Raw genomic sequence first — 12,694 nt, 5'->3', positions numbered from 1 at the left:
GGGTGCGGACATTCTTCAGAGGGCATGCCGTCATCCCCGCGTAGGGCAGGGAGCCAGACAGGGCGGACTGACGCGGTGATGCGCCTCTATCGATCCGATGGTGTTTATGGATTCCCGCCTTCGCGGGAATGACGAGGGGGGCAATATTTGAGTCGACGACCTAGAGTTTGAGGCCGAAGCGCGGGGCCACCCAGATCATCAGCAGATAAAGGCCGATGGTGATGACGCAGCCCAGCGCCAGCGCGAGGTGGAATTGCACATCGCGGCGCAACAGCCAAGGCACGATCAGGAACATCGGCAGGGACGGTAGGACATACCAGAAGGTCGCTTCGGCATGGCTGGCGAGGCGTGCTGTATCGCTCGTATCATGCCACAGCCAGAGCATGCCGATGACCGAAATCAACGGCAAAGACGCGATCAGTGCGCCGAAGCCGGGGTTGCGCTTCGCCACTTCGGAAATGAGCGCGATCAACAGGGCCGATAGCGCGGTTTTGACGAGAAAATACATGTTGGCGTGTTCCTTGTGGGGGGCTTCGCGTTCAGCTCGCTTGATCGATCAGGGCGGCGGCCTTGTCGCTGTTCCAGTCCATTTCCCCGATCATGCGCCAGACCTCGCGGCCTTGCGAATCATAGAGGATCGTGACCGGCAATGTGTCGGCCTTGAGCGTCAGCATCAGATCGTTCTTTTTATCGAGATAGGGGAGGATATTTTTCAGCCCCGCTTTCGCGAGAAACGGATCGACGGCGCGGCGGCCCTCAATGTCCATGCTGATTGCGACTACGCGCAATTTGTCGCCACGCGCGGCGGCAAGGGCATCCAGCGTCGGCATTTCGACCACGCAGGGCGCGCACCATGTCGCCCAGAGATTGACGAGCACCGGCCTGCCCGCGAATTCCGCGAGCCGGACTGGCCTGCCATCCGGGCCTTCAAATGGCGTGTCGGGGGCGAGGGTTCCCTTGAAGTCGTTGATCAGACCTGCGCCAGCAGGGGCTTGGGGGGCGGGCTCGGCAATGGCTTGCGCCGAGTTTTCGGCGGCTTTGGCTTGCGATGGAGCTTCGCTTTGCCTATCGCAGGCACAGACCAGCGACAGTAGCGGGAGAAGAAAGATTAGCGGCCGCAACGAGGGTAACTCCAATAGCATGTGGGGCGGGCGTTTCGCCGAAGGCCCGACGGCCATCATGCGCGAGATAAACGCGTCGATCCCGTTCGACAAGCGGCTCTGGCAACAAGATATTGCCGGATCGAAGGCGCACGTCACGATGCTGGAGGCGCAGGGCATTGTCACGGCCAGCGATGCGCAGGCGATTCGCGACGGGCTGGACACCGTAGCTTTGGAATATGCCGCCAATGGCGTGCCGGTCGATCTGGCGCTGGAAGATATTCACATGGCGACCGAAAGCCGGTTGGCCGCGCTGATCGGCGCGCCTGCCGGTCGGCTGCATACGGCACGGTCGCGCAACGATCAGGTGGCGACCGATTTCCGCCTGTGGGTGCGCGATGCGATGGACGGGGTGCTGGTGGGGTTGCGGGCGTTGCAGGTGGCGCTGGTCATCCGTGCCGGTGAGAATGTCGCCACGGTCATGCCGGGCTATACCCATTTGCAGGTCGCCCAGCCGGTGACGCTTGGTCATCATCTGATGGCCTATTATGAAATGATCAGCCGCGATGTCAGCCGGTTCAGCGATGCGCGGCAGCGGATGAACCTGTCCCCCTTGGGTGCGGCGGCGCTGGCGGGGACGGGCTTTCCGATTGATCGCCACATGACGGCGGCGGCGCTCGGATTTGATGGGCCGACGCGCAATTCATTGGATAGCGTATCGGATCGCGATTTCGCGCTCGATTATCTGATGGCGGCGGCGCAATGCAGCCTGCATTTGTCGCGGCTGGCGGAAGAGTTCATCATCTGGGCCAGCCAGTCATTCCGCTTCGTGAAATTACCGGATGCCTATTCGACCGGCAGTTCGATCATGCCGCAAAAGCGCAATCCGGATGCGGCGGAATTGGTGCGCGGCCATTCGGGCCGGATCATCGGTAGCCTCACCAGCCTGATGATCACGATGAAGGGCCTGCCGCTCGCCTATTCCAAGGATATGCAGGACGACAAGCCGCCGGTGTTCGAGGCGCATGATCTGTTGGCGTTGTGCATCGCGGCGATGACCGGGATGGTTGAAACGCTGACCTTTGATGCCGCGCGGCTGCGTCAGGCGGCAGAGGGCGGGTTTTCGACCGCGACCGATCTTGCCGATTGGCTGGTGCGCGGCGCGGACATTCCGTTTCGCGAGGCGCATCACATCACCGGGGCGGCGGTCAAGCTGGCAGAGCAAAAGGGCTGTGCGCTCGATCAATTGTCGCTGGACGAATTGCAGGCGATCGATGCGCGGATCGATGACCGCGTGTTTGCCGCGCTGTCGGTCGATCAATCGGTGGCCAGCCGCAAGAGCTTTGGCGGGACGGCACCGGAACAAGTGCGTGCGCGCGTTGAAGAAGCACGCGCCGAATTGGGGATAGGCGGATGAAACGGATCGGCGTGATGGTCGTGCTCGGCATGGCATTATTGGCCAGCGGTTGTGGCCGTCGCGAGCCGTTGAAACCGGTGTCGGGCACGTCGCTGCCGCCCAAGGCTGACTCTGCGCGTTATGCGCCGAATGCGGAGCAATTGATGCGCCCATCGGCGGAGGCTGTGCCGGGCCGAAGCGATGAATTGCTGGGGCGTTCGCAGGATCGCTATGACGATTATTTCGATCTTCCGCCCAAGTGACGCGTGGATCTGTGACGCGCGGATTATTTTTAGACATTTTTGCTGATTGAGCCTGACCCATGGACCATTTTGAATTGATTGACGGCGTGATGCACGCCGAGGGCGTCTCGTTGGAGACGATTGCCGAACAGGTCGGCACGCCCGTCTATGTCTATTCCACCGCGACGATTGAGCGCCATGCGCAGGTGTTTCGTGAAGCGCTGGCCGCGACCGGCGATCCGCTGATCGCCTTTGCGGTCAAGGCCAATCCCAATCGGGCAGTGCTCGCGACCTTGGCCAAACAGGGCTATGGCGCGGATGTCGTGTCGGCAGGCGAATTGATGCGCGCGCGTGCGGCGGGGATTCCGGCGGATCGCATCGTGTTTTCGGGCGTCGGCAAGACGGCGGATGAAATGCGTCTCGCGCTGGAGGAAGGGATTTTCCAGTTCAACGTGGAATCCGAGCCGGAGGCGGAAATGCTGTCGGCGGTCGCAGTGGAGATGGGCAAGATTGCGCCCATCGCGTTTCGCATCAACCCGGATGTGATCGCCGGGACCCATGCCAAGATTTCCACCGGGGGCAAGGAAAACAAATTCGGCGTTGCATATGATCGCGCGGTGCAGGCTTATGCGCTGGCGGCGGCGCTGCCGGGGCTGCGGGTGCAGGGCATTGCGGTGCATATCGGCAGCCAGTTGACCAATCTCGACCCATTGCGTGCCGCCTTTGAAAAGATCGGGGCATTGATGGCCGAATTGCGCGCCGCTGGTCATGTATTGGCGACGGCTGATCTTGGTGGCGGGCTGGGCGTGCCTTATGATCCGGCTGAACCATTGCCGCCATCGCCCGCTGCTTATGGCCAGATGGTGGCCAAGGCGACCAAGGGCTGGAATGTCCGTTTGATGTTCGAACCGGGGCGGTTGATCGTCGCCAATGCCGGGGTGCTGTTGAGCCGGGTGATCCGGATCAAGCAGGGCGCGGCCAATGATTTCGTGATCGTCGATGCGGCGATGAACGATTTGATGCGACCGAGCCTCTATGATGCATGGCATGATATTCGTGCGGTGCGTCCGCGCGGTGATACGATGTCGTCGACGGTGGTCGGACCGGTGTGCGAAACGGGCGATACTTTTGCGACCAATCGCGTGACGCCTGATTTTGAGGCGGATGACCTGATGGTGTTCGCCACGGCGGGTGCCTATGGCGCGACAATGGCGAGCACTTACAATAGCCGTGCATTGACGCCAGAGGTATTGGTGAAGGGCGATAAATGGTCGGTCGTGCGCGCGCGCCAGCCGTTGGAAACGCTGATCGCCGGGGATAATGTGCCTGACTGGCTTTAAAAGCGCTTATTCATAATAAGCGTCGATGGGGACGCGGCCTCGAAATTCGCCTATGGTCGACCCCGTCACCATCAACTGGCCGCCAAAGCTGAATTCCAGCGTCCCATCCCCGCCGAGCCGAGGGGATGAGGGCAGGCTGGTGTGAATCTGGGCCAGCATGGCGGTTTTGCCGCCCGGCCCGATCATCGTGACCGCATTGGGCAGGTCGATCCGGACGGCGCGTCCCGGTGCGCCGCGCAGGCGCACCCGGCCCGACATTGGCTGTCCGCCCAGATCGACCACTTGCCCCGACAGGGATCGCCCACCTTCGGGCGCGACCGTGACGCTGCCGCTCGTCATATTATTATCGAGTGCGATCCGATCGAAATTGAGCGGTTGGATGACCTCAACCTGCAGATGATAGGTCAGTGCCTCATCCCCCATGTCATTGGGCGATTGGGCGCAGAGTTGGCATTGTGCGAATACAGGGCCGGGGTGCGCGGAAATCACGCTAAGGGCGAGGCAGGTCGCCGCAAGGATTGGCTTGTTTTTCATGTCCCTAGGGCGCATCCTAAGCGCAAACATACAGGTTGGGAAGTGGATGTCGTTTCTATGTGCTGGCCCGGTTGACCCGTGCCCTGCTTGATGCGATCAATTCGGCCTGATTAAGCGGGGCGGTAAAATGGTATATTTGTTGCGTTCTTCCTGTGCGGTGCTGATGGCCTTGCTCATGTCTGGCCATGTGCCTGCCATGGCCGAGATGGCTACCCCCGTTGTTGCTGCACCAACCACAATCGCCGCACCGGAAGAAGACGCCGACCATGCGTTGATCCGTTTGTTTGCCGAAAGCGATGAAGCCTCATTGCGGCGCAATCCGATCAATGCGCTGTTTCGCGGCGATCTGCGTTATGCGAGCAAGTTTGGCGATTATGTCACCGAAGCTTTTTTCGATGGTGAGCGCATGGCCGCAAGGGCTGATCTTGTCCGCTTGCGCGCGATTGATCGGGACCGGCTGAACCCGACAAATCGCGTGGCCTATGACAGTTTTCGCTGGCAAACCGAGATGACGTTAAAGGGGCTGTCTCCGCCGATTTTGGCCGGGACGGCGGTGCGCCCGCTTGATCATTTTTCCGGGTTTCAGACTTTTTATCCCGATCTGGCATCCGGTCAATCGGCGGCGCCGTTCAAGACTATTGCCGATTATGACAATAATCTGTTGCGTAATAGCGGTTATGTCCGCTTGCTCGATCGTTCGATCCTGCGTTTTCGCGAGGGCCTGACCAAGCAAATCGTGCATCCCCGTTTGATCGTACAAAACATGATCGACCAATTCGCGATGCAATTGGGACAGTCGGAAAAAGATGCACCTTTCCTTGCGCCCATCGCCAAATTTCCGGCGGATTTTTCTGCGGCGGACAAGGCGCGGTTGAGCCGGGCCTATCTCCGCCAATATCGACAGGAAATTCGCCCCGCTTATCGCCGGATGCATGATTTTCTCAAGAATATCTATCTGCCCAAGGCGCGCGAAGGGGTGGGGCTGGTCCATATGAAGGGCGGGCCAGCGCTTTATGACTATCTGATCGAGCAGAATACGACCTTGCCGTTATCGGCGGATCAGGTGCATCAGATCGGGCTGGCTGAGGTCGAACGTATTCGTGGAGAGATGGAGACGATCAAGGCCAAGGTTGGCTTTAGCGGTACGCTGGCGCAATTTTTCGACTTTATCCGCACCGATGCCCGGTTCAAGCCGATGAGCAAGGAGGCGCTGCGCGATGGCTATTTCGCTATTGGCCAGCAGGTCGACAAGCGTGTGCGCGAACAGTTTTCGGTCATTCCCAAGACACCACTCGAAATTCGGGCGGTGCCTGCCTATCGCGAAAAGACCGATGCGGGCGGTTCCTATCAACAGGGATCGGCGGATGGAACCCGGCCCGGTATTTTCTATTTCAACACCTATGATCTGCCGAGCCGCACCACGCCGGGGATGGAGACTTTGTATCTCCATGAAGCGATCCCCGGCCATCATTTCCAGATCAGCCTTGCGCAGGAAAATAAGGATCTGCCTGCCTTTATGCGCTTTGGCGGCAATACGGCCTATGTCGAGGGCTGGGCGCTTTATGCCGAAAGCCTGTGGCATGAACTGGGGATGGAGCAGGACCCCTATAGCCGCTTTGGCGGGCTGGATGATGAGATGCTGCGCGCGATGCGGCTGGTCGTCGATACCGGTATCCATGCCAAGGGTTGGACCCGCCAACAGGCGATGGAGTATATGATCGCCAACAGTTCGATGGGCGAGACCGATGTGCGGTCGGAAGTGGAGCGCTACATCGCCATTCCGGGTCAGGCGCTGGCGTATAAGATCGGGCAGATGACGATTGCGCAGATGAAGGCGCGGGCGCAGGCGGTACTCGGCAAGAAATTCGATCCGCGCGAATTCCATGCCCAGATCCTGATGACCGGCGCCTTGCCGATGGCGGTGCTGGAAAACAAGATCGATACATGGCTGGCGGAGCGCAAGTGAGCGATGGCGGAGAGGGAGGCGAACAGGGCCGGGGTGCCGCCTGTAGGATCATTGACGATCAATGATCCTGATACGGCCTCCAGCCGCCGTGCGGCGGTGGGGGAGATGGTGTGCGCGGCGCTGGATCGCGCAGCCAATGTCGGGCGGGTGGATAATGACCGGCTCGATATGTTTTATGGCTATGATTTTGTCACGCCCGCCGAATGTGCCGCGCTGATCGCGATGATCGATGCGGATTGCCACCCGTCCGAGGTGGTGAGCGATGAGGGCTATGCATCCGAGCGCCGGACGTCCGATAGCGGTGATCTTGATCGTTTTGACCGGTTGGTCGCCGAGATCGATGCGCGGATCTGCGATGTGATGGGCCTGCACCCGCGCCAAGGCGAAACCATGCAGGGGCAACGCTATAAGGTCGGGCAGCAGTTCGACCTGCATCAGGATTATTTCAGCCTGAAGCGCGGGATCTGGCCGGATAACATGCGGACCGGCGGCCAGCGGACATGGACGGCGATGATCTATCTCAACGCGCCGGAAGCGGGTGGCAATACATGGTTTCGCGATGCCGGTTTTGCGATGCAGCCGGTGCCGGGCCTGTTGATCATGTGGAATAATATGCGGGCCGATGGCAGCCCCAACCCCTTTGCGCTCCATGCTGGCCAGCCGGTCGAGGCCGGGGTGAAATATGTCATCACCAAATGGTTTCGCGAGGGATATTGGGTCTAGGGGAAAGGGATATCCTTCCCCCTAGAGTTATCACCCCAGACGCTTCAGCGCGGCTTCCAATCGTTCGACTTCCGATGCTTTTTCATCATGGTCGGCACGGGCCTTTTCCACTGCCTCGGGCTTTGCCTTTTCGACAAAGGCCGGGTTGTTGAGGCGACCGGACAGGCCCGCCATTTCCTTGGACAGGGACTCTATCGCCTTGTTGATGCGCGCGCGTTCGGCGTCGAGATCGATCACGCCCGCCAGCGGCAGGACGAAGGTTGCCTCGTCCACCACCAATTGGATCGCGCCGCCTTCGGGAGCCTGTGTCATCGCCACATTTTCGAGCCGGGCAAGCCGGGCAATCGTCGATTGCTGGCTGGCAAGCCGCGCGATGGTCTGGCTGGAGGCGTCGCGGACGAATGCATTGAGCTTGGCCCCCGGCGCGATGCCGAGTTCATTCTTGGCGGTGCGGACTTCGCTCACCAGACGGATCAGCCAGTCGATTTCTGCCTGTGCCGCCGCATCCACCGTCGCCTGTGGCGCGGGCCAGCGGGCGTGGATCAGATCATGCGGGCGCGGGTTGGCGGGATCGGCCAAGGCGTGCCACAATTCTTCCGTGATGAACGGCATGAACGGGTGGAGCATGACCAAGATCTGATCGAGCACCCAACCGGCCACGATTTTCGATTCCGGATCGGTCTCGCCCTTTTCGCCATCGATAAAGGGCGGCTTGATCAGTTCGAGATACCAGTCGCAGAAATTGTTCCATACGAAATGATAGATGCTGTTCGCGGCTTCATCATAGCGCAGGTCAACCAGCGCCTTGTCGAGTTTCGCCAAGGTTTCCATCACCTCGCCGATGATCCAGCGATTGACGGCAAGTTCGGCCTTGGGGGCTTCGAGCGTTTGCGACGCGCCGATGCCGTTCGACATGCAGAAGCGGGTGGCGTTCCACAGCTTGGTCGCGAAGTTGCGATAGCCCTCGACCCGCTTTTCATCGAGCTTGATGTCGCGGCCTTGGCTTTCCATCGCGGTCAGGGTGAAACGCAGCGCATCCGCGCCATATTTGTCAATCAGGCCCAGGGGATCGACGGTATTGCCCTTGGATTTGGACATTTTCGAGCCATCGGCGGCGCGGACCAGACCATGGAGATAGAGCGTCTTCCACGGCACTTCCTTCATGAAATGCAGGCCCTGCATCACCATGCGGGCATCCCAGAAGAACAGGATGTCGAAGCCGGAAATCAGCACATCATTCGGGTAATGGCGCTGGACCATCGCCTCATTTTCCGGCCAGCCCAGTGTGCCGAACGGCCAGAGCGCGGACGAGAACCACGTGTCGAGCACATCTGTGTCGCGGGTGAGCTTTACGCCTGCGCCCGCCTGTGCCTGTGCATCGGCCTCATCATCGGCGACATAGACCTTGCCATCTTCATCATACCAAGCGGGGATTTGATGGCCCCACCACAATTGGCGCGACACGCACCACGGCTGGATATTTTCCATCCAGTTGAAATAGGTTTTTTCCCATGTTTTCGGGACGATCTTGATCGCGCCCGAGCGCACGGCCTCAATCGCGGGCTTGGCGAGTGTTGCGGCATCGACATACCATTGGTCGGTCAGCCAAGGCTCGATGACCACGCCCGAACGGTCGCCATAAGGGGTCTGGATGACGCGATCTTCGATCTTGTCCAACAGGCCGAGCGCGTCGATCTGCTCGACCACAAGCTTGCGGGCCTGAAAGCGTTCCATACCGAGGAATTCAGCCGGGATCAGGCCGTCTGCGGTCTGGATCACATTGGCATCGGCATCGAGCATGTTGAGCATGTCGGCGGGTTTGAACCCTGCGCGCTTGCCCACTTCAAAGTCGTTGAAATCATGGCCCGGCGTGATCTTCACTGCGCCCGAACCCAATTCGGGATCGGCATGTTCATCGGCCACAATCGGGATCAACCGGCCCGTGATCGGCAGTTTGACCATTGTCCCGATCAATGCCTTATAGCGCTCATCTTCCGGATTCACGGCGACGGCCATATCGGCGAGCATGGTTTCAGGCCGGGTGGTCGCGACCGCAATATGGCCCGAACCATCGGCCAGCGGATAGCGGAAGTGCCAGAACTTGCCGTTCACTTCCTTGGTTTCGACCTCCAGATCGGAAATCGCGGTTTTCAGGCCGGGGTCCCAGTTCACCAGACGTTTGTCGCGGTACAACAGGCCCTGTTTATAGAGCTCGACGAACACCTTGAGGACAGCCTTGGAAAAGCCCTCGTCCATCGTGAAGCGTTCGTTGGCCCAATCGCAGCTTGCGCCAAGACGGCGGAGCTGGCCGGTGATTTGTCCGCCGGATTCGGCCTTCCATTCCCAGACCTTGGCGATGAAATCATCGCGCGAATAATCGGTGCGCTTTTCCCCGCGCGCGTTCATCTGGCGTTCGACGACCATCTGCGTCGCGATGCCCGCGTGATCGGTGCCGGCGACCCACAATGCATCCTTGCCCTGCAAACGGGCGTGGCGGATCAAAATGTCCTGCAACGTGTTATCGAGCGCATGGCCGATGTGCAGGCTGCCGGTCACATTGGGGGGCGGCATGACGATGGTATAGGGCGTCGCATCCGGGCGCGACGGGCGGAATGCGCCCGTGCTTTCCCAATGCTGATACCAGCGGGCTTCAATGGCGGCGGGGTCGAAGGTTTTGGACAATTCGGTCATGGGAACGGCCCTAGCGATTCAGCCCCGCGCTTTCAATGCCGCCTGTGCAGCCGCCAGTCGTGCGATCGGCACACGGTAAGGCGAGGCCGAGACATAATCGAGGCCGACGCTTTCGCAGAACGTGATGCTCGCCGGGTCGCCGCCATGTTCGCCGCAGATGCCGAGCTTGATATTCGGGCGGGTCTTGCGGCCTCGTTCGGCAGCGATTTGCACCAGTTCGCCGACGCCTTCGATGTCGAGGCTGACGAATGGATCGCGGGCGTAGATGCCCTTATCGACATAGGTGGTGAGGAAGCGGCTGGCGTCGTCGCGGCTGACGCCCAGCGTGGTTTGCGTCAGATCGTTGGTGCCGAACGAGAAGAATTCGCCGACTTCGGCGATTTCCCCGGCCTTCAGCGCCGCGCGCGGCAGTTCGATCATCGTGCCGACATGATATTCGACGCTTGCATTTTGTTCCTTGAATACGGCCTGCGCGGTGCGGTCGACCACTTCCTTCATCAGTTCCAGTTCGCGCTTTGTCGCGACGAGCGGGATCATGATTTCGGGGAAGGGGGCGGCGCCGGTTTTGCTCCCGACTTCCAAGGCCGCTTCGAAAATGGCGCGGGCCTGCATTTCATAGATTTCGGGATATGTTACGCCCAGACGGCAGCCGCGATGGCCGAGCATCGGGTTGAATTCATGCAATTCATTGGCGCGACGTTTCAGCGTTTCGATGCCAACACCCGCCGCTTCGGCGACGCTGGCGAAATCCTCTTCCGCGTGCGGCAGAAATTCATGCAGCGGCGGATCGAGCAAGCGGATCGTGACCGGCAGGCCCGTCATCACCTCGAAGATGCTGACGAAATCGCCGCGCTGTTCGGGCAGCAATTTATCGAGTGCGGCGCGGCGACCTGCCTCGTTTTCGGCGAGGATCATCTGGCGGACCCAGGTGATGCGCTTGTCATCGAAGAACATATGTTCGGTCCGGCACAGGCCGACGCCTTCCGCACCGAATTCGCGCGCGACCTGACAATCATGCGGGGTTTCGGCATTGGCGCGGACCCGCATCCGACGGACCTTATCGGCCCAGACCATCAACGTGCCGAAATCGCCCGCCAGTTCCGGCTGCACGGTCGGGACGGACCCGGCCATCACTTCGCCGGTCGAGCCATCCAGCGTGATGAGATCGCCTTCGCGAATTTCGCGACCCGCCACGCGGCAGACCTTGGCCGCCGCGTCAATCGCGAGCGCGCCTGCGCCCGAGACGCACGGGCGGCCCATGCCACGGGCGACGACCGCCGCATGGCTGGTCATGCCGCCGCGCGCGGTCAGAATGCCCTTGGCCGCGTGCATGCCGTGAATGTCTTCCGGGCTGGTTTCCACCCGGACGAGGATCACGCTCTCGCCCATTTCGGCGCGTTTTTCCGCGACATCCGAATCGAACACCGCAATGCCGGAGGCTGCGCCCGGCGAGGCGGGCAGGCCCTTGGTCAGCACATCGCGATGCGCGTCCGGATCGAGCGTCGGGTGGAGCAATTGATCGAGCGCGGACGGATCGACGCGGGCGACGGCCTCTTCCTGCGTGATCAGATCTTCGTTCGCCATATCGACCGCGATCTTGAGCGCGGCCTTGGCGGTGCGCTTGCCGGTGCGGGTCTGGAGCATCCAGAGCTTGCCGCGTTCGACGGTGAATTCAATATCCTGCATATCGCGATAATGGCGTTCCAGCAGGTCGAACACGGCGGCCAATTCGCCATAGACCACGGGCATGGCCTCTTCCATCGACAGCGGCTTGGCATGCGCGGTTTCGCGCGCGTCCTTGGTCAGATATTGCGGCGTGCGGATGCCCGCGACGACATCTTCGCCCTGTGCGTTGATGAGGAATTCGCCATAATAGGCGTTTTCGCCAGTCGCCGGGTCGCGGGTGAAGGCGACGCCGGTTGCGGACGTATCGCCCATATTGCCGAATACCATTGCCTGCACATTGACGGCGGTGCCCCAATCGCCGGGGATATTGTTCAACCTGCGATAGACCTTGGCGCGTTCGGCCTGCCATGAGCCGAACACCGCGCCGACTGCGCCCCAAAGCTGATCATGCACATCCTGCGGGAAGGGCTTGCCCCATTCTTCCACGACCAGTTCATGATATTTCGCGACCAATGCCTTCCAGTCATTGGCGGTCATTTCGGTATCGAGGTGGAAGCCGCGATCTTCCTTCGCGATTTCGAGCGCCTCTTCAAACGCGCCATGATCAAGGCAGAGCACCACGTCCGAATACATCTGGATGAAGCGGCGATAGCTGTCCCATGCGAAGCGTTCATCGCCAGAGGTGGCGGCCAATGCCTCCACGGTCTGATCGTTCAAGCCGAGGTTCAGCACCGTATCCATCATCCCCGGCATTGAGACGCGCGCGCCGGAACGGACCGACACGAGCAGCGGGCCATTGCCGGTCGGGGTCGCATCGCCGAATTTCTTGTCGGTGACGGTTTCGATATGAGCGATGCCGTTGGCGACTTCGGCAAACAGTTCTTCGGGGAATTTTTCGCCTTCTTCATAATAACGCGCGCACATGGTCGTCGCGATGGTGAAGCCGGGGGGGACGGGCAGGCCGATAGAGGCCATGCCATCCAGATTCGCGCCCTTGCCGCCCAACAGCGTCTTGTCGCCCGCTGCGCCATCATTGGCACCGCCACCAAAACGATACACGTAACGGGTCATTGGCT

Annotated in this window: 10 protein-coding genes; 5 read left to right on the top strand and 5 right to left on the bottom strand. The window is 60.5% G+C overall.

The features are described from left to right. Positions 1 to 160 precede the first annotated feature (160 nt). Complete coding sequence (locus tag K6117_RS04885) at positions 161 to 508, bottom strand: DUF3147 family protein (protein WP_221792572.1); 348 nt, start codon at positions 506 to 508, stop codon at positions 161 to 163. Positions 509 to 539: 31 nt separating this feature from the next. Then, entirely contained in the window at positions 540 to 1,121 is a 582-nt protein-coding gene (locus K6117_RS04880; protein ID WP_246604808.1) for a TlpA family protein disulfide reductase, read from the bottom strand. Positions 1,122 to 1,140: 19 nt separating this feature from the next. On the opposite strand from K6117_RS04880, the gene argH reads away from it, so the two are divergent. Genes argH through lysA form a run of 3 tightly spaced genes read left to right on the top strand, consistent with a single transcriptional unit; the run spans position 1,141 to position 4,078 of the window. Then, positions 1,141 to 2,517, top strand: a complete 1,377-nt coding sequence (gene argH / locus K6117_RS04875; RefSeq protein ID WP_221792570.1) for an argininosuccinate lyase — start codon at positions 1,141 to 1,143, stop codon at positions 2,515 to 2,517. Continuing rightward, complete coding sequence (locus K6117_RS04870) at positions 2,514 to 2,759, top strand: hypothetical protein (RefSeq protein ID WP_221792569.1); 246 nt, start codon at positions 2,514 to 2,516, stop codon at positions 2,757 to 2,759. Before argH ends, K6117_RS04870 begins: the two co-directional genes overlap by 4 nt. A 59-nt stretch (positions 2,760 to 2,818) precedes the next feature. Further along, entirely contained in the window at positions 2,819 to 4,078 is a 1,260-nt protein-coding gene (lysA, locus tag K6117_RS04865) for a diaminopimelate decarboxylase (protein WP_221792568.1), read from the top strand. A 6-nt stretch (positions 4,079 to 4,084) separates the two neighbouring features. Here the strand turns inward: lysA and K6117_RS04860 are convergent, their stop codons facing one another. Beyond that, positions 4,085 to 4,612: a DUF4402 domain-containing protein gene (locus tag K6117_RS04860; protein ID WP_221792567.1), complete on the bottom strand. Its 528-nt coding sequence runs from the start codon at positions 4,610 to 4,612 to the stop codon at positions 4,085 to 4,087. Between the two features lie 127 nt (positions 4,613 to 4,739). Here K6117_RS04860 and K6117_RS04855 point away from each other — a divergent pair, with 127 nt between their 5' ends. Together K6117_RS04855 and K6117_RS04850 are read left to right on the top strand one after the other, a co-directional pair. Then, positions 4,740 to 6,578 carry a DUF885 domain-containing protein gene (locus K6117_RS04855; protein ID WP_246604807.1) on the top strand — a complete coding sequence of 613 codons (1,839 nt, stop codon included), beginning with the start codon at positions 4,740 to 4,742 and terminating at the stop codon, positions 6,576 to 6,578. A gap of 3 nt (positions 6,579 to 6,581) precedes the next feature. Further along, positions 6,582 to 7,301: a prolyl hydroxylase family protein gene (locus K6117_RS04850; RefSeq protein ID WP_221792566.1), complete on the top strand. Its 720-nt coding sequence runs from the start codon at positions 6,582 to 6,584 to the stop codon at positions 7,299 to 7,301. Between the two features lie 30 nt (positions 7,302 to 7,331). Here the strand turns inward: K6117_RS04850 and K6117_RS04845 are convergent, their stop codons facing one another. Beyond that, the gene (locus tag K6117_RS04845; RefSeq protein ID WP_221792565.1) at positions 7,332 to 9,992 is read right to left on the bottom strand and encodes a valine--tRNA ligase; all 2,661 of its coding nucleotides are present in this window, start codon (positions 9,990 to 9,992) and stop codon (positions 7,332 to 7,334) included. Between the two features lie 18 nt (positions 9,993 to 10,010). Further along, on the bottom strand, positions 10,011 to 12,689 hold the full coding sequence (gene ppdK, locus K6117_RS04840; protein ID WP_221792564.1) for a pyruvate, phosphate dikinase: 2,679 nt from the start codon (positions 12,687 to 12,689) through the stop codon (positions 10,011 to 10,013). Between the last annotated feature and the right edge of the window lie 5 nt (positions 12,690 to 12,694).

The organism is Alteraquisediminimonas sediminicola (assembly GCF_019740335.1).
Lineage (GTDB): Bacteria > Pseudomonadota > Alphaproteobacteria > Sphingomonadales > Sphingomonadaceae > Alteraquisediminimonas > Alteraquisediminimonas sediminicola.
This window is presented reverse-complemented; position numbering and strand designations above follow the sequence as displayed.